23 protein-coding genes and 7 pseudogenes are annotated in these 26,865 nt (G+C 50.8%); 17 read left to right on the forward strand and 13 right to left on the reverse strand.

Annotated features, from left to right (window positions below; all coding sequences use genetic code 11):
- Positions 1–19: 19 nt before the first annotated feature.
- Entirely contained in the window at positions 20–523 is a 504-nt protein-coding gene (locus L463_RS00540; RefSeq protein WP_032673323.1) for an ESA_00282 family adhesion-associated protein, read from the reverse strand.
- A 103-nt stretch (positions 524–626) separates the two neighbouring features.
- Between L463_RS00540 and L463_RS00535 the strand changes: the two genes are divergently transcribed.
- Together L463_RS00535 and L463_RS00530 are read left to right on the forward strand one after the other, a co-directional pair.
- Entirely contained in the window at positions 627–1,031 is a 405-nt protein-coding gene (locus L463_RS00535) for a hypothetical protein (protein WP_032655029.1), read from the forward strand.
- 1 nt (position 1,032) lies between these two features.
- Positions 1,033–1,458: a hypothetical protein gene (locus L463_RS00530; RefSeq protein ID WP_017382748.1), complete on the forward strand. Its 426-nt coding sequence runs from the start codon at positions 1,033–1,035 to the stop codon at positions 1,456–1,458.
- Between the two features lie 80 nt (positions 1,459–1,538).
- Here L463_RS00530 and exbD read toward each other — a convergent pair whose 3' ends face one another.
- Together exbD and exbB are read right to left on the reverse strand one after the other, a co-directional pair.
- Complete coding sequence (gene exbD / locus L463_RS00525; RefSeq protein WP_001251472.1) at positions 1,539–1,964, reverse strand: TonB system transport protein ExbD; 426 nt, start codon at positions 1,962–1,964, stop codon at positions 1,539–1,541.
- Between the two features lie 4 nt (positions 1,965–1,968).
- Positions 1,969–2,700: a tol-pal system-associated acyl-CoA thioesterase gene (exbB, locus tag L463_RS00520; RefSeq protein ID WP_003862482.1), complete on the reverse strand. Its 732-nt coding sequence runs from the start codon at positions 2,698–2,700 to the stop codon at positions 1,969–1,971.
- A 251-nt stretch (positions 2,701–2,951) separates the two neighbouring features.
- On the opposite strand from exbB, the gene metC reads away from it, so the two are divergent.
- Positions 2,952–4,139, forward strand: coding sequence for a cystathionine beta-lyase (gene metC / locus L463_RS00515; protein ID WP_015571868.1), 1,188 nt, complete (start codon positions 2,952–2,954; stop codon positions 4,137–4,139).
- Positions 4,140–4,281: 142 nt separating this feature from the next.
- On the forward strand, positions 4,282–4,941 hold the full coding sequence (gene yghB / locus L463_RS00510) for a DedA family general envelope maintenance protein YghB (protein WP_015571869.1): 660 nt from the start codon (positions 4,282–4,284) through the stop codon (positions 4,939–4,941).
- Positions 4,942–4,986: 45 nt separating this feature from the next.
- On the opposite strand, the gene L463_RS00505 is transcribed toward yghB, so the two are convergent.
- Positions 4,987–5,886, reverse strand: coding sequence for an AraC family transcriptional regulator (locus L463_RS00505; protein ID WP_017382749.1), 900 nt, complete (start codon positions 5,884–5,886; stop codon positions 4,987–4,989).
- A gap of 195 nt (positions 5,887–6,081) precedes the next feature.
- On the opposite strand from L463_RS00505, the gene yqhD reads away from it, so the two are divergent.
- On the forward strand, positions 6,082–7,245 hold the full coding sequence (gene yqhD, locus L463_RS00500) for an alcohol dehydrogenase (RefSeq protein ID WP_032103337.1): 1,164 nt from the start codon (positions 6,082–6,084) through the stop codon (positions 7,243–7,245).
- 105 nt (positions 7,246–7,350) lie between these two features.
- A complete protein-coding gene (gene dkgA, locus L463_RS00495) occupies positions 7,351–8,178 on the forward strand; it encodes a 2,5-didehydrogluconate reductase DkgA (RefSeq protein ID WP_003862493.1) in 828 nt (275 codons plus the stop codon).
- An 86-nt stretch (positions 8,179–8,264) separates the two neighbouring features.
- Here the strand turns inward: dkgA and L463_RS00490 are convergent.
- The 3 genes and pseudogenes from L463_RS00490 to L463_RS00480 all read right to left on the reverse strand — a co-directional run.
- Positions 8,265–9,275, reverse strand: a pseudogene (locus tag L463_RS00490) (radical SAM protein); the annotation flags it as partial.
- Positions 9,276–9,389: 114 nt separating this feature from the next.
- A complete protein-coding gene (locus L463_RS00485) occupies positions 9,390–9,719 on the reverse strand; it encodes a hypothetical protein (protein ID WP_000140246.1) in 330 nt (109 codons plus the stop codon).
- A gap of 204 nt (positions 9,720–9,923) precedes the next feature.
- Complete coding sequence (locus L463_RS00480; protein ID WP_032673325.1) at positions 9,924–13,199, reverse strand: P-loop NTPase fold protein; 3,276 nt, start codon at positions 13,197–13,199, stop codon at positions 9,924–9,926.
- 858 nt (positions 13,200–14,057) lie between these two features.
- On the opposite strand from L463_RS00480, the gene L463_RS00475 reads away from it, so the two are divergent.
- The 6 genes from L463_RS00475 (at position 14,058) to fghA (ending at position 18,464) form a co-directional block, all read left to right on the forward strand.
- Entirely contained in the window at positions 14,058–14,354 is a 297-nt protein-coding gene (locus tag L463_RS00475; protein ID WP_017384073.1) for a helix-turn-helix transcriptional regulator, read from the forward strand.
- A gap of 536 nt (positions 14,355–14,890) precedes the next feature.
- Positions 14,891–15,588, forward strand: a protein-coding gene (locus tag L463_RS0123030) for an IS1 family transposase (RefSeq protein WP_223479951.1) whose coding sequence is annotated in 2 segments (ribosomal slippage) — positions 14,891–15,140 and positions 15,140–15,588 — 699 coding nt in all. Because the reading frame shifts where the segments join, the coding sequence is not laid out codon by codon here.
- A gap of 113 nt (positions 15,589–15,701) precedes the next feature.
- Positions 15,702–15,977: a formaldehyde-responsive transcriptional repressor FrmR gene (gene frmR, locus L463_RS00465; RefSeq protein WP_017384071.1), complete on the forward strand. Its 276-nt coding sequence runs from the start codon at positions 15,702–15,704 to the stop codon at positions 15,975–15,977.
- Between the two features lie 34 nt (positions 15,978–16,011).
- Entirely contained in the window at positions 16,012–17,121 is a 1,110-nt protein-coding gene (frmA, locus tag L463_RS00460) for an S-(hydroxymethyl)glutathione dehydrogenase (RefSeq protein WP_017384070.1), read from the forward strand.
- 43 nt (positions 17,122–17,164) lie between these two features.
- Positions 17,165–17,563, forward strand: a complete 399-nt coding sequence (locus L463_RS00455; RefSeq protein WP_012561111.1) for a VOC family protein — start codon at positions 17,165–17,167, stop codon at positions 17,561–17,563.
- 64 nt (positions 17,564–17,627) lie between these two features.
- The gene (gene fghA / locus L463_RS00450; RefSeq protein WP_012561110.1) at positions 17,628–18,464 is read left to right on the forward strand and encodes an S-formylglutathione hydrolase; all 837 of its coding nucleotides are present in this window, start codon (positions 17,628–17,630) and stop codon (positions 18,462–18,464) included.
- 27 nt (positions 18,465–18,491) lie between these two features.
- Here fghA and L463_RS24395 read toward each other — a convergent pair.
- The 4 genes and pseudogenes from L463_RS24395 to L463_RS24150 all read right to left on the reverse strand — a co-directional run.
- Positions 18,492–18,644 (reverse strand): annotated as a pseudogene (locus L463_RS24395) (resolvase); the annotation flags it as partial.
- 114 nt (positions 18,645–18,758) lie between these two features.
- Positions 18,759–19,035, reverse strand: a pseudogene (locus tag L463_RS23895) (IS3 family transposase); the annotation flags it as partial.
- A gap of 16 nt (positions 19,036–19,051) precedes the next feature.
- Entirely contained in the window at positions 19,052–20,128 is a 1,077-nt protein-coding gene (locus tag L463_RS00445; protein ID WP_000227969.1) for an IS110 family RNA-guided transposase, read from the reverse strand.
- A 272-nt stretch (positions 20,129–20,400) separates the two neighbouring features.
- Positions 20,401–21,269: pseudogene (locus L463_RS24150) on the reverse strand (IS3 family transposase); the annotation flags it as partial.
- An 81-nt stretch (positions 21,270–21,350) separates the two neighbouring features.
- Between L463_RS24150 and L463_RS24755 the strand changes: the two are divergent.
- From L463_RS24755 to L463_RS0123050, 3 genes and pseudogenes are all read left to right on the forward strand, one after another.
- A pseudogene (locus tag L463_RS24755) lies at positions 21,351–21,671 on the forward strand (IS66 family insertion sequence element accessory protein TnpB); the annotation flags it as partial.
- The gene (gene tnpB / locus L463_RS00435) at positions 21,668–22,018 is read left to right on the forward strand and encodes an IS66 family insertion sequence element accessory protein TnpB (RefSeq protein ID WP_016151369.1); all 351 of its coding nucleotides are present in this window, start codon (positions 21,668–21,670) and stop codon (positions 22,016–22,018) included. The pseudogene L463_RS24755 and the gene tnpB, both read left to right, overlap by 4 nt.
- A gap of 30 nt (positions 22,019–22,048) precedes the next feature.
- Positions 22,049–23,641, forward strand: a pseudogene (locus tag L463_RS0123050) (IS66 family transposase).
- Positions 23,642–23,840: 199 nt separating this feature from the next.
- Here L463_RS0123050 and L463_RS00430 read toward each other — a convergent pair.
- Together L463_RS00430 and L463_RS00425 are read right to left on the reverse strand one after the other, a co-directional pair.
- Positions 23,841–24,125 (reverse strand): annotated as a pseudogene (locus L463_RS00430) (copper-binding protein); the annotation flags it as partial.
- Positions 24,126–24,181: 56 nt separating this feature from the next.
- Positions 24,182–25,150 carry an IS5-like element IS903B family transposase gene (locus tag L463_RS00425; protein ID WP_022649395.1) on the reverse strand — a complete coding sequence of 323 codons (969 nt, stop codon included), beginning with the start codon at positions 25,148–25,150 and terminating at the stop codon, positions 24,182–24,184.
- A 153-nt stretch (positions 25,151–25,303) separates the two neighbouring features.
- Between L463_RS00425 and rclA the strand changes: the two genes are divergently transcribed.
- Positions 25,304–26,629: a reactive chlorine resistance oxidoreductase RclA gene (rclA, locus tag L463_RS00420; protein WP_007896426.1), complete on the forward strand. Its 1,326-nt coding sequence runs from the start codon at positions 25,304–25,306 to the stop codon at positions 26,627–26,629.
- A gap of 177 nt (positions 26,630–26,806) precedes the next feature.
- The coding region (locus L463_RS24760; protein WP_097491765.1) for an IS1 family transposase at positions 26,807–26,865 on the forward strand (59 nt) is incomplete at its 3' end.

Raw genomic sequence — 26,865 nt, forward strand, 5'->3', positions numbered from 1 at the left:
AGCGCTCAGTATATCTCAACTATACCTCGTTGGGATCCACATCCGGACGCGCATACTCCGGCCAGACCAGCGCGACCAGTTCCGGGTAGGCTTCCAGGCTAAACTCGCGAAAACACTGGCGCAGATTTAATACGTCTAAATCGGAGTACGACACCTTCTCGCCATTCAGACAGCGCTTTTTGATATTGTCGTAATATTTATAAACCGCCGAATTAAGGTCGCTACAACGGCGCTGCGCGTCGAACAGGCCGGGCGTATCATTAATTTCAGCCATTTTCATTCGCTTAATTGTCGCATGGAGAAAATCGATATATTCGTGATTTACCCGCCAGTACCAGACCGGCGTCACGGCGTTCATCAATACGGAGAAATGATCTTCCCCCTCCTCTTTCGACATCAATTCAGGCTGCGGCGGTTCACTGGCGTCTTTTGACGCTTTCGTTTTATTGAACTCTTGCATCAATAAAAGCACGCCAGCGGTCAGTAATAGTAACGTTATGACCGTAAAGAAAATGCTGTTCATGGGTAGGCTCCATTTTTTTTGATTTTAAAATTGCCTCATGTTATTGTCAACGAATCTCACCCTTTTTCCACCCCCACCTTTTTTGAAATTAAAGGAAATTAAAATGCTGCCCGACAATCTTGTCCCGGCAAAGTACCACATTACGCCTGTGGAACAGCCTTCGACGGAAGCAGATAAAGAGGCGAATTTCACTCAAGGAAAAAGAAAACTCTCCGACTATGAAGCCGACATATTAATTGGTGTTTCACGCACCGGCAAATCCCGTAATATGGTGCTGGAAGAGCACGATCGCCATTTAAAAGAGCGTTTATTTCGCGCCATCAAGATTGAAGCCTTAGTTCATCTACTAAATGATTTACAGGCCGAAGGGGAAATAGACGCCCAGAGGCTCAGTCAAATAATGACCGAGAAAACGCAGCAAATAAATGAGGCCGGCAATGAAATTTGGCTTAATTTAATTACGCGTGAAAAAAACAATCCCATTTTTTATAACCTGGGGGAAGATTAACGTGAATGATGACAGCGGTAATAACGTTTATTTGACTTTAGATGATAAGAAAAGCGATGAATTTATCTTAAAGCAGAATCTCGACGCCCTGAAAAAGATAAAAAATGACGAGATGACGCGAATTACGCAGGATTTGGTTTCGATTCCGGCCACGCTGGTGCGCCTGAAATGGCAGAATCGTCGGGAGATTTACGCCTTGCAGGCCAAGGAGGAGATTTACGGCGCGGTGATGAACGCCATTATTGAACAGCGCCCTGAGCTTAAAGAGAAGATCCTCGGGCGACTGGAGGCGAACTATCAGTACCTGCTGGCACGCGAGACAGCCACCCTGCGCCTGACCCGTAAACTCTCGGAAGGTCATTACCGAACTTCAAACGTGACCTGTGTAGCGCTTGATGAAGAGGCGCCGACGGCGCCTTCAGTGTGAGTCAACAATGATTGTTGCGGAATGCAGGCCGGGTAAGGCGACGCCGCCACCCGGCAGGGAAGGCTGCAAAAGCCTTCGTTTTACTTCGCGGCCGCTTTCTCTTCGCCGACCAGACCAATCTTCAGGTATCCCGCCTGATGCAGCGTGTCCATTACCTTCATCATGGTTTCATAATCGACGGTTTTATCCGCGCGGAAGAAGACGGTGGTGTCTTTCTTGCCGCCGGTCAGCTGGTCCAGCGCCGGAATAACCGAGGCATCCGTTACCGGATCGTTGCCCAGGAACATGGACTTATCGGCCTTCACGGACAGGTAGATAGGTTTTTCCGGACGCGGCTGCGGCTGGCTGGAGGACGCAGGCAGATTCACCTTCACGTCCACCGTCGCCAGCGGTGCGGCAACCATAAAGATAATCAGCAGAACCAGCATGACGTCGATAAACGGCGTCACGTTGATCTCATGCATTTCACCGTTATCGTCCAGATTTTCATTAAGACGCATTGCCATACAATCAACCTACGCGCAGTTTGGACGCCGCATGTACCGGTTTAACGGCGCTGGCGTTCAGGTCCAGATCGCGGCTTTGCAGCAGCAGAACCTGCGCGGCAACGTCACCCAGTGTGGCTTTGTAACTACCAATCATGCGCGCGAAGATGTTATAGATAACAACCGCCGGGATAGCGGCAACCAGACCGATAGCCGTGGCCAGCAGCGCTTCTGCGATACCCGGCGCGACGACCGCAAGGTTAGTGGTCTGCGTCTGGGCGATACCGATAAAGCTGTTCATGATGCCCCAGACGGTACCGAACAGGCCGACGAACGGGGAGATGGCGCCGATAGTCGCCAGGTAGCCGTTACCGCGGCCCATATGACGACCCACGGCCGCAACGCGACGCTCCAGACGGAAGCCGGTACGCTCTTTAATGCCTTCGTTATCTTCACTGCCTGCGGAGAGTTCCAGCTCGTTCTGCGCTTCGTTCACTAACAGGGTAGTCAGGCTTTTCGCATGGAAGGATGAGGTGATATCAGAAGCCTGATCCAGAGAGCGGGCTTCCGCCAGCTGCTTCTGCTCACGCTTGAGGCGGCGTTTTTGTGAAAGAAGTTCGGCGCTCTTGCTGAAGAAGATAGCCCAGGTGATCACGGACGCCAGAATCAGGCCGATCATCACAATCTTAACTACGATGTCAGCATGTTGATACATGCCCCAAACGGAGAGATCCGTCTGCATCAAATTATTACCCACTCTGTATCTCCAGGACGCAAATCACAAAATCTGAACGTAATAATATCAAAACGTCGTCGAATTGATAGTAGTTCTCATTAGTATTTACATAGTGCCGTAATTTTCGCTCACTTTCCTTGCGCTTACGCAGTAAAAATTTCTTATGCGAATTTTTGATAATATTTTCTGCTTATTCGATAAGCATCCGGATGCACATTCTGACAATCGTGGTAGTCTGGACGTCCAGACGTATAAAAATAGGGTTAGCGAACATGACTAAAAAGCAGCTTGAGACCACGCTGGTGCAGGCAGGACGCAGTAAGAAATACACGCAGGGCTCGGTCAACAGCGTGATCCAGCGCGCCTCCTCGCTGGTGTTTGATACCGTTGAAGATAAAAAAATCGCTACGCGTAATCGCGCGAAGGGCGGGCTGTTTTACGGTCGTCGTGGCACGTTAACCCATTTCTCGTTGCAGGAAGCCATGTGTGAACTGGAGGGCGGCGCGGGCTGCGCGCTGTTCCCGTGCGGCGCGGCGGCGGTCGCCAATACCATTCTGGCGTTTGTGGAACAGGGTGACCACGTCCTGATGACCAATACCGCCTACGAGCCAAGCCAGGACTTCTGCACCAAAATACTCAGCAAGCTCGGCGTCACCACCAGCTGGTTCGATCCGCTGATTGGGGCCGGTATTGCCGCGCTTATTCAGCCCAACACGCGCGTTGTGTTCCTGGAATCTCCCGGCTCCATCACCATGGAAGTGCATGACGTCCCGGCCATCGTGAAGGCGGTGCGCAGCATAGCGCCGGAAGCGATCATCATGATCGACAACACCTGGGCGGCAGGTGTGCTGTTTAAAGCCCTGGAATTTGACATCGATATCTCCATTCAGGCGGCGACCAAATACCTGATTGGCCATTCCGACGGCATGATCGGTACGGCGGTATCTAACGCCCGCTGCTGGGATCAATTGCGTGAAAACGCCTACCTGATGGGCCAGATGGTGGATGCCGATACCGCCTACATGACCAGCCGGGGCATCCGTACGCTCGGTGTGCGTTTGCGTCAGCATCACGAAAGCAGCCTGCAAATTGCACAGTGGCTGGCGCTGCATCCGCAGGTGGAGCGCGTTAACCATCCGGCGCTGCCGGGCAGCAAGGGCCACGAATACTGGCAACGTGACTTTACGGGCAGCAGCGGGTTGTTCTCATTTGTTCTTAAAAAGCGCCTGAATGACGCCGAACTGGCAAGCTATCTGGATAACTTTACCCTCTTCAGCATGGCCTATTCATGGGGTGGGTTTGAATCGCTGATCCTGCCCAACCAGCCGGAGCAGATTGCGGCCCTGCGCCCGGGCGGCGAGGTGGACTTCGAGGGGACCTTAATCCGCCTGCATATCGGGCTGGAAAATGTGGACGATTTAATTGCGGATTTATCGGCAGGATTTGAGCGCATCGTGTAAAGTGCTGGCTGAAATGTACTCCCCGGACGCTATTCTGAACACCGCAAGCAGAAAAGTCTGTATGAGATGCGCCTGCGATCAACCCCGACAGGCAAAATTGGGAGTACAATAGCGTTATATCTGCTGTTCCACAGGAAAGTCCATGGCTGTTATTCAAAATATCATCACGGCGCTCTGGCAACACGATTTTGCCGCGCTGGCGGACCCGCATGTCGTCGGGATTGTCTATTTCGTGATGTTCGCGACGCTGTTTCTGGAAAATGGATTACTGCCAGCCTCATTTTTACCCGGTGACAGCCTGCTCCTGCTCGCAGGGGCGTTAATCGGCAAGGGCGTGATGGACTTCGCACCGACAATGGTGATCCTCACCTCTGCGGCCAGTCTCGGCTGTTGGCTGAGCTACCTGCAAGGGCGCTGGCTTGGAAACACTCGCGTGGTGAAAGGCTGGCTGGCGCAGCTGCCGCATAAATATCACCAGCGCGCGACCTGCATGTTTGACCGTCACGGCCTGCTGGCGTTACTTGCCGGGCGTTTTCTGGCGTTTGTTCGTACCCTGTTGCCTACCATGGCGGGTATTTCAGGCCTCTCTAACCGCCGCTTCCAGTTCTTCAACTGGCTGAGCGCCCTGCTCTGGGTAGGCGTGGTCACCACGCTCGGCTACGCGCTGAATATGATCCCCTTTGTTAAGCGCCATGAAGACCAGGTGATGACCTTCCTGATGATCCTGCCGATTTTCCTGCTGGTTGCAGGGCTGGTGGGTACCATTGCGGTGGTGATTAAGAAAAAGTATTGCAGCGCATAAATAAAAGCCGGGTGGCGCTACCGCTTACCCGGCCTCCGTTTCCCCTCAGGCTCCCTGCATTGTTCTTATACGTGACGCATCTTCCCCCGGCGTGACGCCGAAGTAACGCTTAAACTCCCGACTAAACTGCGACGCGCTTTCATACCCGACCCGCATCGCCGCGGCGCTGGCCTTCATGCCATCGTGGATCATCAGCATCCGCGCCTTATGCAGACGGTAGGTTTTGAGGTACTGCAACGGCGACGTGCTGGTGACGGATTTAAAGTTATGGTGAAACGCCGAGACGCTCATATTGGCTTCCGCTGCCAGCTGGTCAACGCTGAGGTTTTCCGTGTACTGGCTCTCGATGCGCTTCAGCACGCGGCTAATCAGGCTGAAGTGCGTTTGTCGGCTTACCAGCGCCAGCAGCGCCCCGCCGCCCGGTCCCAGCAGCACATGGTAAAGAATTTCGCGGATAATCTGTTTTCCGAGAATACGCGCATCCAGCGGCCTTTCCATCACGTCTAACAGGCGTTCAATCGCGCAGAGAATTTCCTCCGACAGGGTCGCGGAGTTGATACCGCTTGCCGCCATTGACGGCCGGAAAAGTTCGTCCTCCCCAATCTCCATCAGCAGCTCCTGCAACTGGAGGATGTCGACGTTGACGCGGATCCCGGCCAGCGGTACCTCCTCTGTCGCGAAAGTTTCACATTCGAAGGGTAAAGGTACTGTCAGAAGCAGATATTCATTGGTGTCGTAACGGAACACGCGCTCATTGATATAGCCAATCTTATGGCCAGAAAAGAGAAACACGATGCCGGGCTGATACATCACCGGGGTGCGCGTCCCGGGCTGGGTACCGTACAGCAATCGGATATCCGGCAGCAGCTCAGCCGAATCATTTCCGTTATCTATCAGTCTTTTAATCTGCGACGTTAGCTGGCGGCAGATGGCATCACGGTTCATTTTCAGTTACTCCGGGTACGGTTTCCGACGCTGACAGTGTGCGCATTTTCTTACCGTTTCTCCAGCGCGCTGTAGAAATGGGCAAGACATCGGCAGGAATGTGCATTGAGAGGATAGCGCCTGCCCGCCACAATGAGCAGCATCAGGTTGCCTTCTGCGCCACCACGATTTTTTACCCACTACAGGGAACAAGCCATGAACAACTTTAATCTTCATACCCCAACCCGCATTCTGTTTGGTAAAGACGCCATCGCCGACCTGCGCGCGCAAATCCCCGCTGACGCCCGCGTCCTGATTACCTACGGCGGCGGCAGCGTGAAAAAAACCGGCGTACTGGATCAGGTGTACAGCGCTCTGGAAGGTCTGGACGTGCGCGAGTTCGGCGGTATCGAGCCTAACCCGTCTTATGAAACGCTGATGAACGCGGTAAAAATCGCCCGTGAGGAGCAAATTACCTTCCTGCTGGCGGTCGGCGGCGGTTCCGTGCTGGACGGCACCAAATTCATCGCGGCGGCGGCCCATTACGCTGACGACATCGACCCGTGGCATATTCTGGAAACGGGCGGCAGCGACATCAGCAGTGCGATCCCGATGGGCTCCGTGCTGACGCTGCCGGCCACCGGATCAGAGTCCAACAAAGGCGCTGTCATCTCCCGTAAAACCACCGGTGACAAGCAGGCCTTTATGAACGAACACGTTCAGCCCGTGTTCGCGATCCTCGATCCGGTTTACACCTATACCCTGCCTGCGCGTCAGGTGGCGAACGGCGTGGTCGACGCCTTTGTTCACACCGTTGAGCAGTACGTTACTTACCCGGTAAACGCCAAAATTCAGGATCGTTTCGCGGAAGGCATTCTGCTGACGCTGATTGAAGAAGGTCCAAAAGCGCTGAAAGAGCCTGAAAATTACGACGTGCGTGCCAACGTGATGTGGGCTGCCACCCAGGCGCTGAACGGCCTGATCGGCGCAGGCGTGCCGCAGGACTGGGCTACCCATATGCTCGGCCACGAGCTGACGGCGATGCACGGCCTGGATCACGCCCAGACGCTGGCGGTGGTTCTGCCTGCGCTGTGGAACGAAAAACGTGACGCTAAACGCGCCAAACTGCTCCAGTACGCCGAACGCGTGTGGAACATCACCGACGGTTCCGACGATGCGCGTATCGATGCCGCGATTGAAGCCACCCGTCACTTCTTTGAAAGCCTGGGCGTGCCAACGCGTCTCTCTGGCTACGGCCTGGACGGCAGCTCCATCCCTGCCCTGCTGGCGAAACTGGAAGCACACGGCATGACGCAGATCGGCGAGCATGGCGACATCACCCTGGACGTCAGCCGTCGTATTTACGAAGCGGCACGCTAAGCGTTTTTAGGATCCTGACTTTCGTTTTTTGACATTTCGTCCAGACTTAATGCACATCACATCGTCGGAGGTTCCCTCCGGCGATGAGCACCTGAAGGAGGAAAAATGGCAAACCAAACCGTAATCAAGCTACAGGACGGCAACGTGATGCCCCAGCTGGGGCTAGGTGTATGGAAAGCCGGTAACGACGAGGTCGTCTCCGCCATTCATAAAGCCCTGGAAGTCGGCTATCGGTCCATCGATACCGCCGCCGCCTATAAAAACGAGGACGGCGTGGGGAAAGCGCTTGCCAGCGCCGGCGTTCCCCGGGATGAGCTTTTCATCACCACCAAGCTGTGGAACGACGATCAAAAGCGTCCCCGCGAAGCGTTGCAGGAGAGTCTGGAGAAACTCCAGCTCGATTTCGTCGATCTTTATCTCATGCACTGGCCGGTACCGGCTATCGACCATTACGTTGATGCCTGGAAAGGGATGATTGAACTGCAAAAAGAGGGGCTGATAAAAAGCATCGGCGTCTGTAATTTCCAGGTTCATCATCTGCAACGCCTGATTGATGAAACGGGCGTCGCGCCGGTGATTAACCAGATTGAGCTGCATCCGCTGATGCAGCAGCGCCAGCTTCATTCATGGAACGCCACGCACAAGATCCAGACCGAATCCTGGAGCCCGTTGGCTCAGGGCGGCGAAGGGGTGTTTGACCAGAAAATCATCCGTGAACTGGCGGATAAGTACGGTAAAACCCCGGCGCAGATCGTCATTCGCTGGCATCTGGATAGCGGTCTGGTGGTGATCCCGAAATCGGTCACGCCATCGCGTATCGCCGAGAACTTCGACGTCTGGGATTTCCGCCTGGATAAAGACGAGCTGGGTGAAATTGCGAAGCTGGATCAGGGCAAACGGCTTGGGCCGGACCCGGATCAGTTTGGCGGGTAATCCCCTCACCCTGCCCTCTCCCCGGAGGGGAGAGGGTTAGACCTGTAGGCCCGGTAAGCGCAGCGCCACCGGGCATTGTTACAGGTTTAACCGGTCTTACGTTTTACGTTCTTCTTCGTTCCCGCAACACCGTTCGAACGCTGATGCGCAATAGGCGTGTGCTTGGTCAGCGCCGGGCGCGTGTTGCGGTTCTGGCGGCGCGCTTCGCGCATCTCTTCCAGCGTTGGCGCTGGCACCAGGCAATCACGACGCGAGCCGATCAGGTGCTTTTTCCCCATCTCTTCCAGCGCCTGACGGATCAGCGGCCAGTTCTTCGGATCGTGATAACGCAGCAGCGCTTTATGCAGACGGCGCTGTTTATCCCCTTTCGGCACCACCACGTCTTCGCTCTTATAACCAATCTTACTCAGCGGGTTTTTGCCGGTGTAATACATGGTCGTCGAGTTGGCGAGCGGCGACGGATAGAAGTTCTGCACCTGATCCAGACGGAATCGACGCTGCTTCAGCCACAGCGCCAGGTTCACCATGTCTTCATCACGGGTGCCGGGGTGTGCGGAGATGAAATATGGGATCAGATACTGCTCTTTTCCCGCCTGTTTTGAATAGGTATCAAACAGCTGTTTAAAGCGGTCATAGCTGCCCATGCCCGGCTTCATCATTTTGGACAGCGGGCCTTCTTCGGTGTGCTCCGGGGCGATCTTCAGATAACCGCCAACGTGGTGCGTCGCCAGCTCTTTGATGTAGCGCGGATCTTCCACCGCAATGTCGTAACGCACGCCGGAGGCGATCAGGATCTTCTTGATGCCTTTCAGGTCACGGGCGCGACGGTAAAGATTGATAGTCGGCTCGTGGTTGGTGTCCATATGCTCGCAAATGCTCGGATAGACGCAGGAGAGACGACGGCAGGTCTGCTCGGCGCGCGGCGATTTACAGCGCAGCATGTACATGTTGGCCGTTGGACCACCCAGATCGGAGATCACGCCGGTAAAGCCCGGCACCGTGTCGCGAATCGCTTCGATCTCGTTAACAATCGACTCTTCGGAACGGCTCTGAATAATACGGCCTTCGTGTTCGGTGATCGAACAGAGCGAGCACCCTATAATTCTGATCATTTAGAAATTTTTTTGCGTTTAAAATCAATGAATTGAAAGATTTCATTTTTCTAAGTCTGATAAAACAGATGAAAACCCAACTGACTATACTCATAAAACTCAATCTTTGCGCTGCTGTACGATACCAGTAATTACAGGTGCCGAGTTTAACATCATGAAAAGTAGCCCAATAATGAATGACGCAACGCCAGCTGCGGTGCCTAACTTCTGACTGAACACCATTGAAACAAAGTACATATTTGGGATAAAAACGGACATAGCAATCACGAAAAGTAACTTATTCAGATAATTATTTATTCGGGTCTTAACCTCAACTCTATCATAAAAAGCCATCGAAACGTAAGCAGTTATCAGTGAATAAAAAGACCATGTCATATAGTTAACCGATTCATTAAATGCCTCTCGCAAAAGCAAAGCACTTTCTGTCATTCCCTACCTCATTAAATCAATAGAAAATAAATCTGAATAATTTATTTTTAAAAGAAAAGAACACAACATAACTTCAGTAGTTATGATTAATCCCTGAATGATTATTTCTTAGCAAGATATAACATGCTTAATGTATATCAGGCAATAAAAAAACTCCCAAAGACCACCGCTGTGGTCTTCAGGTATAGGATTTAAAGAACGAACTCAGTCCGGAAACGTATCACTATCTTCTGTAACGTCCGCTTTCTCTGGGAACATTCTGTTTTTAATATACTGTGAATTCCTGCAGATGAGAGGAAAAATCTCCGAGTTATTCATTATACAACTCGTTGCCGTACGGGCGTCCTCCGGAGACCATGATGAAAATGAAAACGTCTGACGGTCAAGCCATTGAGACAATAATACATTATCAACAGAAGCGCTAAACAGCGCCGCAATAGCCCTGCGTTCAACGGCCTTCTCAGGTTCAATAAACGACAACTCATTATGAAAACGGGTAATAATCGCAATACGGCTGTCAATACGAATATGTCTTTCAAGTAAGACATCGTGCAACTCATCAAGTACAGTCTCTCTCTGGGTATCGTCGAGGCAAGACCACAGAAAATGAATGTTCTCGGCATTTGTGACAACGTCTGGCTCTGCATCACGGAACCATGATGCAAAGATACCCACACTACCTTCCATCCGGATATGCTGCCCCTGAAGTTGCATTTGTTCAAGGATAAAGCGCATGTTCACAGGAAGAACCGTAAAACACTCAATAAGCCTTTCAGAAGAACTAAATACTCCACATGCCAGGGCGTTCAGCTTTTTCTTCAAAATATCAAACTGCTCACCTGACTGATATACGTCATGGAGAAATACTGGACCCATAGCATTCACATCAGACTCAATTATTTTCTCTGACAGTGCTTTTTGACGCTCTCGCACAAATATTAAAAGAGAGGTTGCATTTGTAGCTTCTTTGATGACGTCATACTGACCTTTAACAAAGCTCAGGACAGGTATATTCACCAGAAGACCTAAATCAACAATCCTGCCAACAGCATTTTTGATGTACGGCAGAACATTTTTATCCTTAAGTGCTATAAAGATACTCTCGGCAGTACGTAGATAACGAAGATATGCAGCCAAAGCCAGGTCAAACCGTTCCTCACCAATATGTTCACTGTACGACTCGATACCGGCATAGTTACCATGGAGCACCATGTGAGCAACAGCCTGTGCAGCAAATTCCGCAGGGAAGATATTCCTCGTCGCCGTATTATTAAGATAATATTGATTTAAAACATTATTATTCCAGTCCGGGCTCAGAACAATTTTTCTGAAATGGATAACGTCCTCAACAACCTGACGATTTTTAAGCGTCATTATTGCAGAGCTAACCTGAGCCCCACCTGTACCATCATTCTTTCCAATTACGTTCTGTACCGCCTTCGATGCAATATTGATATGCCGGATAATTCCCGGATTAAAAAGGTCTATCTGAGGTTGCTCAGCTCCATAGCGTAACATCTCCTCCCGACCGTGATTTCCGATATCTAGTGTGCCAATTTTCAGGTTTGACAAGGTCTCTTCATTATTGACAAGGTATTCCACATAAAATACGCCATCTACAAAATTCTCCATTTTATTCAGTAGTGATTCACCGGCCAGAACAGAGTATGAATCAGCTTCCTGCAGCAACGTCTTCGTGGATTCAGCCTCCAATTTTTCTGAATCCTGAATTTCATCAAGTTTACTCACAATAAACGATATTTGCCTTTCGACGAAAGGCTCTAGGCTTATCCGCCCGTCAGCCATCAGTTTCTGCAGACTCAATACGAAACCTTCATCATTCTTTTCTCTGAGTGAAACAGCATAACTCTGATTCAGCATTTGCACTGCGACTTTGAGTTGCGGTTCGGCGAGAGCCTGACACTTCTCATCCATCCGGCTATAAGAAACCAGCCAGTCTCGCATCTGAATATGTGGTGCCACTCGCTGCCATGCTTCAGCGAAACCCCACAAGGCCGTCAGTTCTTCAAGCCGTGGGATATTTATAGCACCAATCGCGTCTTTAAGAGGCGTATCAAGCAACTCGCTCCTGGCAAGCTCCACCGTGGACTGATAGTGGATGCTCATCAGAAATTCGCTCCATCTTTCTGTATCGTTATTAAAAATTCGGGATATTTGTTGATAAGTTAGCGAGAGCATCTCGTCAAAATCATCCGGAGCAATACCGGGTTCGGTCTGACTAGCTTTGGGATCGCGAAGTAATACTTTAATATCTCGCTCCCCGTATCTGACCACCAGTAAGTAGAGAGCAATAAGAATATGGCGATGATCTTCTGTTGCAGGAACGGTAAGGTTCAGAATATGAATATCATTAACAAACTTCTTCATTAATCGCGGTGTGATACGAGGATACTCAGAGGGTTTCCAGCGCTCAAGCAACACCGTTGCTTCCCGGCACGCTATCCCTGCATCCTCATTTACTGTTTCTTTCCAGTACTGCCTTAACGCTTCCTGCCATCCTGCCGAAATAAGAGGAGGAACCTGAAAACTTACAGGAATCCGCTTTGCAATAAACTCACGCCCGCTGAAACCCGCCACAGAAAGTGAGGCTGAAACCTGTCTTGCCGAATAGGGCACCACTATCCTGAAGTGTTCATGAGTGGCTCCGGCAATAAGCTCCATATCACTCCAGAGCTCTTTCACTTTGTCTGCACTGATTCGGTCCAGATTATCAATGATAAGGATGAAGCGATCTCCATGGGAAATGACCTCTTTGGAGGTAAATCCCTGCAGAGCTTCAGCCAGCTCAATAGCTCCGACCTCCTTATTAACTAGCCAAGTCTCTTCAATCCTGTCAGTACTGTTGCGTTTGAACAAATCACCAATACTCGAATACCCTTTCTTTCTGTACCATTCCATGTTCTGCAGGCATGCCAGTCCTGCGACCATAATGGCAGGAGAAAGAAACGCGGCCACCTCAACATAAAAAAGCCACCCTAATAATGACTCCTTGTTAGTAAAATATTGATTAAGGTCTGTTAGCACATAACGAAGCATCTGCACGGAAAGCAATGACAGTAAAATAAAAACGACGGTCAACCAGCTTAGCCTGCTGCTGACCCTCTTGTCGTATTCAACGATGTTACCCAGAGCCAGATTTTTATACTTATCCAACACATCCCGGGAGCCCGGACATTGTAGGCTGACCCCGTGGTGGATGACATCGATAAGCGCTTTTTTAGTTGAGCCATGATGGTAACGTTCTGCATCAAAGTTAATGAACGTAAAATCATCTTTAAGCTTTTTCTGCAGGAACTTCAATATTGTTGACTTACCTGAACCCAGCTCACCTTCCAGACCAATAATATTGACATCAGGTGTCCTGATGATCTGAGCCACATTCTCTGCAACTTTTTCATGACTGCTGCCTCTAAACATATCCTGGTCAGCGGGTGATTCCGTCTGCAATCGTAGAGTCATTCAGCAATTTCCTTCGTTATAACGTAAGATTCTTTCACTATTAGACACAGTACAGAGCCCACAGCAACCAAATGACTGCAGCCGGGGCAGTTTAGTTTTAAGCATGCATAAGCCGATTTCGATGGAATCCCTTTCACACAATAATATTGAATTGAAGCAATGAAAACATTAATGTGTTTGTTGTGACTAGCTGCAGGGGCCTGGAAGAAATTCCAAAGCCTGACAAACCGGAACAGGGCTTGCTCTGCTCCGGTTTTATCCAGTTCATCTTGAAGCCCTTGTTTTTGTTACATATCCCTGCTCACTCTTTCAGCCATTGTTAAGCTTCTTGTGTGTAATCTGCGAATAATACGGATGCAAAATTGATGCAATGGATTATACATACCTACAGCGCACGTTACGCTGAGCTGAATCGAATTTCAGAGAACGTTCTTCGCTATTACCCTGCCCAGCCAGTTGAACACATTTTATCATCCGGCCCCGAGAGTGACATGTTCTCTGCCTGGTACAGCCTTCATCAGAGTCAAACTAGACGTTATTTACAGGCAAAAGAAGACAGCTACAGAGCTTAAGTCTGACATTATTCGTGGCTGTGTCTGCCTTCGGAGTTTTCAGCTTATCCCGATAACAGCGGTTTTGAAAAATTGACGTTTTTTACACCGGTACATTGCCCGAACGCAATCTCCCCCGTAGCGAAATACCGCCCCGCAGAAAATCGTCCATGCTCGGCATGCCCCTGGAACATCAGCATCTTTTCAATAAAGGTTTTACAGCCTATAGTCTGTATAACACAAAATACACCTTACCTGCTGTATTACAGGGCGGTACTCCCTACTCAGTCTGCGAGGCAGGTCACTTATGAATAATCAGTTCCCGATAAAAACGCTGAACCAGCTCAGACCTGTGCTAATCGGGTTTCGCAAAATCAAGGGCTTCACGCAAAAAGATGTGTCTGAGAGGCTTGGCGTAACGCAGCAAACCTATGCCCGCCTGGAAGCAAACCCTGCTAGCGCCAGTATTGATCGTCTGTACAAGGTATTCAGTATTCTGGGCGTAGAAATAACGCTGTCATCTATTTCCCCTTCACCCTTCATTTCCCACACAGAGATGAGGGGGGCATTTGACAGCACTCCCGCCAGACGGGAGAAATGGTGACTATTAGAAGTTTGCTAGTTTTGTCGAATGACGCCAACTACATGTCCGCATCCATCGAGTAGTGGCTTCAAGCCACGATTGTCACTGCCTCCGCTGCCTTTTTCCAGTAACTCTCTCCTTTTAATTCTAATATTTAGGGGTGTCAACGCAAAGCAGAAACGGCACCTTCTTTGCGAGACAGAAATGACCTGTGATTGCCTGGCCGATTTATGGCAGCTAAGTGCGAGAAGCGGATATAGCGAATTCGCCATTGTACGGGATTAGCAGGTTTACTGAAGCAACCTGCGATGGCGTTATGGCAATAGTCAGTCCCCTGTCCAGTCGGCATAGGTGGCCACCTCGTCACCGCCGGGGATAAACTGATTGAAGCCTCCGCGCAAAATCACTTATTCTTTTCCGTTAATAAAATGCAGGAGCAAAGTCATGACTGGCGAAATTCGTGGGCGAGGCAGGCCACGAAAAACAGAGAGTACCTATACAGGGTAAGGGTGCCAACTTACTGATTTAGTGTATGATGGTGTTTTTGAGGTGCTCCAGTGGCTTCTGTTTCTATCAGCTGTCCCTCCTGTTCAGCTACTGAAGGCGTGGTGCGTAACGGTAAAAGTACTGCCGGACATCAGCGCTATCTCTGCTCTCACTGCCGTAAAACATGGCAGCTACAGTTCACTTACATCGCCTCTCAGCCCGGTACACACCAGAAAATTATTGATATGGCCATGAATGGCGTCGGATGTCGCGCCAGTGCACGCATTATGGGCGTTGGCCTCAACACGATTTTACGACACTTAAAAAACTCAGGCCGCAGTCGGTAAACTCACGCATACAACCGGGCAGTGACGTTATTGTTTGCGCGGAAATGGACGAACAGTGGGGTTACGTCGGCGCTAAATCACGCCAGCGCTGGTTGTTTTACGCGTATGACAGGATACGGAGGACGGTTGTGGCGCACGTATTCGGTGAACGCACGTTGGTCACGCTGGAGCGTCTTCTGGGCCTGCTGTCGGCCTTTGAGGTCGTGGTATGGATGACGGATGGCTGGCCGCTTTATGAATCACGCCTGAAGGGAGAACTGCACGTTATCAGCAAGCGATATACGCAGCGCATTGAGCGGCATAACCTGAATCTGAGGCAGCATCTGGCAAGGCTGGGCAGGAAGTCACTGTCTTTCTCAAAATCGGTGGAGCTGCATGACAAAGTCATCGGGCATTATCTGAACATAAAACACTATCAGTAAGTTGGAGTCATTACCGGTGCTCTGATATATTTATTATACTATAGTGGGGTATGTGTTGATCTTAATGTAATACTCCCCTATAGTATAAGAAATACAGAGCAGTGAGGTAAGCAATGCCCAGTACTCCTGAAGAGAAAAAAAAGGTCCTAACCCGGGTTCGCCGTATCCGGGGTCAGATTGATGCTCTGGAAAGAGCACTTGAAAGTGGCGCTGAATGCCGTTCCGTTCTCCAGCAAATCGCCGCCGTCCGGGGCGCCGCTAACGGACTGATGGCAGAGGTGCTGGAGAGCCACATACGGGAAACCTTTGACCAGAATGACAGCTACAGTCATGAAGTCAGTAAATCAGTTGACGATACGATTGAGCTGGTTCGTGCCTATCTTAAATAGGTGAGGCCATTATTACATTGAGGATATATTACGTATGAAATCACGTGCCGCTGTTGCATTTGCACCAGGGAAGCCCCTGGAGATTGTTGAAATTGATGTTGCTCCGCCTAAAAAAGGCGAGGTGCTGATTAAAAACACCCACACAGGTGTCTGCCATACCGATGCCTTTACCCTCTCAGGGAATGACCCTGAGGGCGTTTTCCCGGTGGTTCTCGGCCACGAGGGAGCCGGTATCGTCGTTGAAGTTGGTGAAGGCGTCACCAGTGTGAAGCCGGGTGACCATGTTATTCCGCTCTACACCGCTGAATGCGGGGAGTGTGAATTCTGCCAGTCCGGTAAAACGAACCTCTGTGTATCGGTTCGCGAGACTCAGGGCAAAGGACTGATGCCTGACGGGACCACTCGCTTTTCATACAACGGTCAGCCTCTTTACCACTACATGGGATGTTCCACATTCAGTGAATACACCGTTGTGGCCGAGGTTTCTCTGGCAAAAATTAACCCGGAGGCGAACCATGAACACGTCTGCCTGTTGGGTTGTGGCGTGACTACCGGTATTGGCGCCGTCCATAACACGGCTAAAGTGCAGCCGGGCGATTCAGTTGCCATTTTTGGTCTGGGGGCAATTGGTCTGGCTGCGGTACAGGGGGCCCGTCAGGCAAAAGCGGGACGTATTATCGCTATCGATACTAATCCGACAAAATTTGACCTGGCCCGTCAGTTCGGGGCCACTGACTGCATTAACCCGAATGATTATGACAAACCGATTAAAGATGTTCTGCTGGATATCAACAAGTGGGGTATTGACCATACCTTTGAATGTATCGGTAACGTTAACGTCATGCGTGCAGCGCTGGAAAGTGCTCACCGTGGGTGGGGGCAGTCCGTTGTCATTGGTGTCGCAGGGGCCGGACAGGAGATTTCCACCCGTCCTTTCCAGCTGGTCACCGGGCGCGTATGGAAAGGTTCCGCGTTTGGCGGAGTAAAAGGCCGCACTCAGCTCCCCGGTATGGTCGAGGATGCCATGAAGGGGGATATTGACCTTGAGCCATTTGTAACCCATACGATGACACTGGATGAAATCAATGACGCCTTCGAGCTTATGCATGAAGGCAAATCTATCCGGACAGTGATTCATTACTGATCCCATCAGAATTTTAATCAACTCAAACTGAAGGAAGTGGAAAATGACAACTCCGGTAATTTCTGGTGACGGCATCTTTTCTCATGTGTTCATTGGCGCAGCCGATGTCGAGAAATCCTCCGCATTTTACGATGTCGTCCTGGGCACGCTTGGTATCAATAACCTCGGCCCGTTTGGCAACGGCTGGGTACTCTATGGCCGCGAAAAGCCGGCATTTATCATTGCCCGTCCGGGCAACGGTGAAGCACCTTCCGCTAACGGGGTGACTGTCGGCTTCGCTGCTGCCACCCCGGAAGAGGTTGATGCTTTCCATGCTGCCGGCCTTGCCGCCGGTGGAGCTGATGAAGGTCAACCTGGCCCGCGTGGTCACCTTCCCGGGGCCTATGCTGCCTACCTGCGGGATCCGGCGGGTAACAAAATCACGGCGTATACGTTTATCTGACGTCCGGATTTAAAGATACTTCCCCTGGCTTCGGTCAGGGGAAATAACCATGAGATAACGGCTGATGGAACTCATTGAGCAGCATGCCAGCTCTGGCGGCTGGCAAAACGTGTACCGGCATTATTCACAATCCCTTAATTGTGAAATGAATTTCGGTGTGTATCTTCCTCCCAAAGCAGTAACAGAAAAACTGCCGGTACTATACTGGTTGTCGGGCCTGACCTGTACTGAGCAGAATTTCATCACCAAATCAGGTATGCAGCATTATGCAGCCCGGCATAACGTCATCGTTGTTGTCCCGGATACCAGTCCCCGGGGTAATAATGTCCCGGATGCCGACAGTTACGATCTTGGCCAGGGGGCCGGTTTTTATCTGAACGCGACGGAACAGCCGTGGAATGTTCATTACAGGATGTATGACTATATTCTCAGAGAGCTTCCGGATGTCGTCATGAATCATTTTCCTGCAACGGCAAGAAAATCTATATCCGGTCATTCTATGGGAGGGCTGGGTGCTCTGGTGCTGGCTCTGCGAAATCCTGGTGAATATGTGAGCGTATCAGCATTTTCCCCGATAGTATCGCCTTCTCAGGTGCCATGGGGGCAACAGGCATTTAGCGCTTACCTGGGTGAAAACAGAAAAACGTGGGAAGCCTACGATCCAGTCAGCCTCATTTTACAGGGTGAAAAATTACCAGAAATCTTCATTGATCAGGGGCTGAGTGACGCCTTTTATGAAGAGCAACTGCGCACCAAAATCCTTGAGAGAGTATGCAATGAGATGAACCTCAATGCGTCGTTCCGATATCATACTGGATACGACCACAGCTATTATTTCATTTCCAGCTTTATTGGTGAGCACATTGCTTACCATGCCAACAGGCTCAGGCTGTCAGCATGAGTTGATTTCCAGCCTCAGAAAATGTGCTTAATTTTCAGGCCTGAACAGGGCCTGAACCCTGCAGACCTGAGATGTACTGTAACTGGTGGCTTCAGCAGTTTCTCTTATGCTCAGTTTCTTGACCTGTCGGTAATACAGAACTTTCTTATGTCGTTCCTGATCGGCCTGTTTGCCCCGGTGAATAGCCACGGATAATCTAGACACTTCCGAGCCGTTGATGGACTGACCCCGCCCCGGTAGACGATCCTGCCCTATAGTTTGGACTGACCCCACGCCTGTAGACAAATCCTGTCCTCACGACGAGGCCTGTTCGAAGGCCTCCGGACTGACGCCGCCGAGGTGGCTGTGGCGCCGGGACCGGTTATAGAAGACTTCAATGTAATCGAAGATCCGCCCGGGCCAGATCCCTGGTTTTATATATGCGTTTTCTGATCCGTTCTTTTTTCAGCGAACTGAAGAACGATTCGGCCACCGCATTATCCCAGCAGTTGCCACGCCGGCTCATGCTCGGCGCCAGGTTATTGGCCCGGTAGAAGCGCTGCCAGTCGTCACTGCCGTACTGGCTGCCCTGGACGCCCTTCTAAGAGTCAAGCTGTTATCGGGATACTGTTGATCCGCCTGTTTTGATTGCGCAGTAACGTGTAAACTTCGCGGGAGATATATCGCTTTAGACAGCGTATCGCTTCCATTTTTGTATGTCCTTCGGCTACACGCCTGGCGACATATTCCTTTGTTTTTGCGTCAGTTCGTAAGCGTCCGATGGCGATGATGTGAAGTGCACTATTTGCAGCACGATCTCCACCACGATTAAGTCGGTAACGGTTCGTTTTTCCAGAAGAAACGGGGACCGGGCTGACACCACACAGTGCCGCAAATCCTGATTCTGATCTTAACCGTTGAGGATTGTCTCCGGCAGTGATCAGCAACTGTGAAGCGCTTTCGTATCCGATAGCATTACGTTTAATCAGCTCAGGTGCCAACTCGTCGACAATTGCCGCAATCATGACATCCAGATCAGCGATTTCGTCATGTAACTCGAGATAGCGTCGGGCAAGGGACTTTAATGAAATGCGATAAACGTTGGTTACATTGCGGTATTCACTGGCATCAGGTCTCCAGGAACCCAGGGTCCTGATGAGCTGCATGCGCGTCATATTTCTGAGCTGTTCACGTAATTCATCCGGGGCAGAGATAATATTTGAATGGATAATCTGGAGAGCGACTCTGCGGGCTGATATTGCTGTTTTTCGGCAAGTTTTTAATACCCGCAGGGACTCAATCATGCCATCACGCGTTTTGGGAGTAACTGTCCTGATGCCTGAGAATGCTGCATGAGCGGCACATTCAGCATCAATTGTGTCACTTTTACCCCGTTTGCGTCGCTCCATCCGGTCTGGAGCAGTCACCTCAAGAACTTCTAACCCGGCGTTCTGAAAATAACGAAGCAAACCGGAACCATAGGTACCTGTGCACTCAACACCAATTCGCTTTAATGTCCCAAACGAGGTCATCCATGCCAGCATCTGCCGGTAACCTTGTCGTGTTGTGGAGAAATACTGAGTCCCAAGGACTTTATTGTTCTGATCTACGACAGCGGCAACGTGCAAATCTTTATGTGTATCCACGCCACCCACAACGGCAGCTTCGGTAACTTTATCAACCATGACAGAGCTCCTGTGAGGAAACAGAGTTGAATCTCCAGACAGATAACCTGGACAGGACAGTAACGAGACAAGCCGTCAGGCCCTTCTTGAGTCACGCGCATCGGTGAGGAGATGCCTCGCATGAAGGCGCTTCCGGCAACCGACGGGTCCAGGGCAGGACACAAAAGGTCGATCGCTGTGTGAGTCAGGATGCGGGAAGGTCTTCACTGCATCAGTAATCACACCAATCTGGTTAAACGGCAAACTAAGTGGTGGTAAAGACTGACATCGGCATTATTACTATCGCTGTGGAACATCACCCCGACGGGCTTACCACGGGTTTCCCATGCCATTTCCAGTGCTTTCATGGTGAGCCTGCTGTCCGGCGAGAACGACATGGCCCAGCCCACTGGTTTTCTTGCGAACAGGTCGAGAACAACGGCGAGGTACGCCCAGCGCTTACCCGTCCAGATATAGGTCACATCACCGCACCACACCTGATTTGGTTCCGTTACGGCGAACTGTCGCTCAAGATGATTCGGGATAGCAACGTGCTCATGACCGCCACGCTTATACCGGTGAGTCGGCTGCTGGCAACTGACCAGCCCCAGCTCTTTCATGAGTCTGCCAGCAAGCCAGCGCCCCATCTGGTAACCTCTCTGGGTTGCCATTGTGGCGATGCTTCTTGCTCCGGCAGAGCCGTGGCTGATGCCATGCAGTTCAAGTACCTGACTGCGTAATACAGCCCGTCTGCCGTCTGGCTTTTCAGGACGGTTTTTCCAGTATTTGTAGCTGCTGCGATGAACCCCGAACACATGGCAGAGAGTGGCCACAGGATAACGCGCCCTGAGTTTCCCGATTATCGAGAACTGTTCAGGGAGTCTGACATCAAGAGCGCGGTAGCCTTTTTTAATATTTCATTTTCCATTTCAATACGTTGTAGCTTTTTCCTGAGCTCACGGATTTCAATTTGTTCCGGGGTAATGGGGGAGGCTTTTGGTGTTTTGCCCTGCCGTTCATCACGTAATTGTTTCACCCATCGCGTCATTGTGGAAAGGCCGACATCCATAGCGCTGGCTGCATCTGCCACGGTGTAGTTCTGGTCAACGACCAGTTGAGCGGATTCGCGTTTAAACTCTGCGCTGAAATTTCTTTTTTTCATTATGACACCTGTGTTGTTCTGAGGTGAGCATATCACCTCTGTTCAGGTGGCCAAATTCAGTAAACCACTTCATATCAGCCTGGAGCCTGTGTTGCCCGGTTGGCGCGGGATAATGGAATTAATGACAATCTGCTGTTTACCTGGCGCCAGCGTTACAGACATCTTCTGCCCGATGAAATACAACGGTCAATCAGAGAGCAAGACTCTGTTATCCCCGTTGTCCTGCCTGATATGGTCCTGTCACACCATGCTGAGCCGCACTATGAACCCGCCGCTCCAGCCTGCCGCGAGGCCATGACATGCGAGGTGACTGTCGGCGGTGCCAGCCTGCGTCTGTCCGGGGATTTATCACCTGCACTTCTGAAAACGCTGATCCGCGAGCTGAGCGGGAGGAGCCGATGATACCCTTACCGTCAGGCACTCGTATCTGGCTGGTTGCCGGGGTCACCGATATGCGTAAGTCCTTCAATGGTCTGGGCGAACTGGTCCAGCATGTTCTTGATGACAATCCGTTCTCCGGCCACCTGTTTATCTTCCGTGGTCGTAAAGGTGACACCGTGAGGATCCTCTGGGCTGATGCTGACGGTCTGTGTCTGTTTACCAAACGTCTGGAAGAGGGACAGTTCGTCTGGCCTGCTGTACGCGACGGCAAAATCGCCATCACCCGCTCACAACTCGCCATGCTCCTCGATAAGCTGGACTGGCGGAAACCTAAAACTGCACGCCTTAACTCACTGACGATGTTGTAAAAAGCGCATGACCGCATTATAAATGGGGTCATGAGTCAGGACTATCTCGCCCGTATCGCTGCGCTGGAAGACGCGCTTCGCCAGAAAGACAGCCAGCTCAGTCTCGTTGCTGAGACTGAGTCGTTCCTGCGTTCAGCGCTGGCCCGCGCAGAAGAGAAAATAGAGAACGAAGAGCGTGAAATAGAACATCTGCGGGCTCAGATAGAAAAACTGCGCCGAATGCTGTTCGGTACCCGTTCAGAAAAGCTACGCCGGCAGGTCGAAGAAGCCGAAGCCCTGCTGAAACAGCAGGAGCAGCAAAGCGATCGTTACAACGGCCGGGACAATGATCAGCAGGTTCCGCGTCAGTTGCGCCAGTCCCGTCATCGTCGCCCGTTACCGGAACATCTTCCCCGCGAAATAAACAGACTGGAGCCAGCTGAAACCAGCTGTCCTGGTTGCGGTAGTGATATGGCCTATCTCAGCGAAGTCAGCGCGGAGCAACTGGAGCTGGTCTCCAGCGCCCTGAAAGTGATCCGCACGGTCAGGGTGAAAAAGGCCTGTACCCGATGCGACTGCGTCGTTGAAGCGCCAGCGCCCTCACGTCCTATCGACCGGGGCATCGCCGGGCCGGGTCTGCTGGCCCGCGTGTTAACGGCCAAATACTGTGAACACCTGCCGCTGTATCGCCAGTGCGAAATCTTTGCCCGTCAGGGTGTGGATCTGAGTCGTGCGCTGCTCTCCAACTGGGTGGATGCGTGCTGCCGGTTAATGGCCCCGCTGGATGAAGCCCTCTACCACTACGTGATGGACTGCCGCAAACTGCATACGGATGACACTCCGGTGCCCGTGCTGGCGCCGGGCAGAAAGAAGACGAAAACCGGGCGTATCTGGACATATGTCCGTGATAACAGAAGCGCGGGTTCATCAGATCCGCCAGCGGCATGGTTCGCCTTCTCACCGGACCGACAGGGGAAACACCCTCAGCAACATCTTCGGCACTATCATGGCGTGCTGCAGGCAGATGCCTTCGCAGGGTACGACAGGTTGTTCAGCGCAGAGCGTGAAGGTGGCCCGTTGACAGAAGCGGCATGCTGGGCTCATGCGCGGCGCAAAATCCATGACGTCTATATCAGCACCCGGACGGCCACAGCAGAGGAGGCTCTGAAGCGCATCAGTGAGTTATACGCGATAGAAGAGGAAATACGCGGCCTTCCGGCATCTCAGCGGCTGGCCGCCAGACGGTCCCGAAGTTAACCGTTGCTGATATCCCTGCATGACTGGTTGGTGGAGAAAAGTGCCACTCTGTCGAAAAAATCCCGGTTAGGCGAGGCGTTCGCTTATGCACTGAACCAGTGGGATGCCCTGTGTTACTACTGCGATGATGGTCTGGCAGAGCCGGATAATAACGCTGCTGAGCGCGCGCTACGAGCGGTCTGTCTGGGCAAGAAAAACTACATCTTCTTCGGCAGTGATCATGGTGGTGAACGTGGTGCCCTGCTGTATGGTCTGATCGGAACGTGCAGGCTGAACGGTATCGATCCAGAGGGTTACCTTCGCCATATCCTGAGCGTATTGCCGGAGTGGCCCATCAACAAAGTGGCCGAACTGCTGCCATGGAACGTAGATCTCACCAATAAATAGCCGTCAATACGGCGCTCACTTAACGCTTACGTTCACCTGAGGTGTTTTTGTAGTTATCTGGCGTTACGTGACAGTGTTGGTCAGATACTTCCACCTCTTCAGAGTTAAAGTTTGATATATGGGAAAAAAACGCTCCCGGACGGGAGCGTAAGCCAGTGACTTCGGCGTCAAATGAGGGTCTGACAAGTGGAGCTGCGGGTTAATTCTGGGTGATCTGGCTGCGATGCTTTTCAGCCTGCTGCTGATGAATAACGGAAGATAGACCATTATTCGCCTTCTCATGCACAACAGCGGCTTTCTCATGCTCGTTCATTTCGGAAAATGGCTTAGCAGTTTCTTGGGTGTTCTCAGGTTTGGATTTCATCATTTTTTTATGCATTTCAGCCATGTCCTGATGGGCAGCAGAATTGCCGTTTTGCATCATTTCATGGGACATTGCGGCCTGATCGTGACCGCTCATATCCATCATTTTCATGCTCTCCCCGGCTTTGTTGAATAAATCAGATTTCGGGTAAGTCTCCCCCGTAGCGGGTTGTGTTTTCAGGCAATACGCACGCTTTCAGGCATACCTGCTTTCGTCATTTTGTTCAGCGCTCGTACCAGGGCCATAGCCTCTGCAACCTGACCATCGTAGTCACGCAGTGTCAGTGAACCTCCGAACAGCTGTTTTACCCGGTACATCGCCGTTTCCGCTATCGAGCGACGGTTATAATCTGTTGTCCATTTCCACCGCGCATTACTCCCGGTCAGCCGCTGATTCGCAACAGCACGGTTACGGTCTGCATATTCACCGGGCCAGTAACCCGCGCCTTTTCGGGGCGGGATAAGCGCGCTGATTTTCTTACGCCGCAGTTCATCGTGACAGAGCCGGGTGTCGTAAGCGCCGTCTGCCGATGCTGCCCTGATTTTTCTGTGAGTCTGCCGGATAAGACCCGGGAAGGCTTCTGAGTCCGTCACATTGTTCAGCGACAGGTCTGCACAGATGATTTCATGTGTGTTGCTGTCAACTGCCAGATGCAACTTTCGCCAGATACGGCGGCGTTCCTGGCCATGTTTTTTGACTTTCCATTCGCCTTCACCAAAGACCTTCAGCCCGGTGGAATCAATCACCAGATGCGCGATTTCACCCCGGGTGGGCGTTTTGAAACTGACATTAACCGACTTTGCGCGCTTGCTGACACTGGTGTAATCCGGGCAGCGCAACGGAACATTCATCAGTGTAAAAATGGAATCAATAAAACCCTGTGCAGCCCGCAGGGTCAACCTGAACACGCGTTTAATGACCAGAACGGTGGTGATGGCGAGATCAGAATAGCGCTGAGGTCTTCCCCGTGATGAAGGCGTTGCCGACTCATACCAGGCCTGAATAGCTTCATCATCCAGCCAGAAAGTTATGGAGCCACGGTTGATGAGGGCTTTATTGTAGGTGGGCCAGTTGGTGATTTTGAACTTTTGCTTTGCCACGGAACGGTCTGCGTTGTCGGGAAGATGCGTGATCTGATCCTTCAACTCAGCAAAAGTTCGATTTATTCAACAAAGCCAAACAGAAGCCACTGGAGCACCTCAAAAACACCATCATACACTAAATCAGTAAGTTGGCAGCATCACCTTTTGCGTCTATAGTCATGATGTCAAATGAACGCGTTTCGACAGGAAATCATCATGAATAAATATCAGGCAGTTATTATTGGTTTTGGCAAGGCTGGAAAAACATTAGCCGTCACGCTGGCAAAAGCAGGTTGGCGTGTGGCTCTCATCGAACAATCAAATGCAATGTATGGCGGGACCTGTATTAATATCGGCTGTATCCCAACCAAAACATTGGTTCATGACGCACAGCAGCACACAGATTTTGTCCGTGCCATACAGCGTAAAAATGAAGTGGTTAATTTTTTACGTAATAAGAATTTTCATAATCTTGCGGATATGCCCAATATCGACGTGATCGACGGCCAGGCGGAGTTTATCAATAATCATAGCCTGCGTGTTCATCGGCCTGAGGGAAATTTGGAGATTCATGGCGAGAAAATTTTTATTAATACCGGTGCACAAGCCGTGGTTCCGCCAATTCCTGGAATTACCACCACGCCTGGTGTATATGACAGCACCGGATTACTTAATCTAAAAGAATTGCCTGGGCATTTAGGTATTTTGGGCGGCGGATATATTGGCGTTGAGTTCGCCTCTATGTTCGCTAATTTTGGCAGCAAAGTAACCATTTTAGAGGCAGCTTCGCTGTTTTTGCCTCGGGAAGATCGGGATATTGCTGATAATATCGCGACGATTTTACGCGATCAGGGCGTCGATATTATCCTCAATGCCCATGTGGAGCGAATCAGTCACCATGAAAATCAAGTGCAAGTGCATAGCGAGCACGCCCAACTGGCGGTGGATGCACTGTTAATAGCTTCCGGTCGTCAACCGGCTACCGCTTCGTTACATCCAGAAAATGCCGGTATCGCAGTAAACGAGCGCGGGGCAATTGTCGTTGACAAGCGATTACATACCACCGCAGACAATATTTGGGCGATGGGAGATGTTACCGGCGGGCTGCAATTTACTTACATATCACTGGATGATTACCGCATTGTACGTGATGAGTTACTGGGTGAAGGCAAACGTAGTACTGATGATCGGAAAAATGTGCCTTATTCCGTATTTATGACACCGCCCCTGTCCAGGGTTGGTATGACAGAAGAACAAGCCAGAGAGAGTGGTGCTGATATTCAGGTGGTGACATTGCCTGTAGCTGCAATTCCGCGCGCCAGAGTGATGAACGATACCCGTGGGGTATTAAAAGCGATTGTTGATAATAAAACCCAACGTATATTAGGAGCATCACTGCTGTGTATTGACTCCCACGAGATGATCAATATAGTGAAAATGGTGATGGATGCCGGGCTGCCTTATAGCATATTACGCGATCAGATATTTACTCATCCGTCGATGAGCGAATCACTCAATGATCTATTTTCATTAGTCAAATAAACTCAAAATCAGACGCCAGAACAAATATTCTGGCGTCTCAGAGAAAAGAATCTTATTAATTCTCTGTTACTCTATAACTTCTTAATCACTTCATTGATGGTATTTTATATGTTTAAAAAATCGGTGATGCTGCCAACTTAATGATTTAGTGTATGATGGTGTTTTTGAGGTGCTCCAGTGGCTTCTGTTTCTATCAGCTGTCCCTCCTGTTCAGCTACTGACGGGGTGGTGCGTAA

The organism is Enterobacter sp. BIDMC 27, from assembly GCF_000534415.1.
Lineage (GTDB): Bacteria > Pseudomonadota > Gammaproteobacteria > Enterobacterales > Enterobacteriaceae > Enterobacter > Enterobacter hormaechei_C.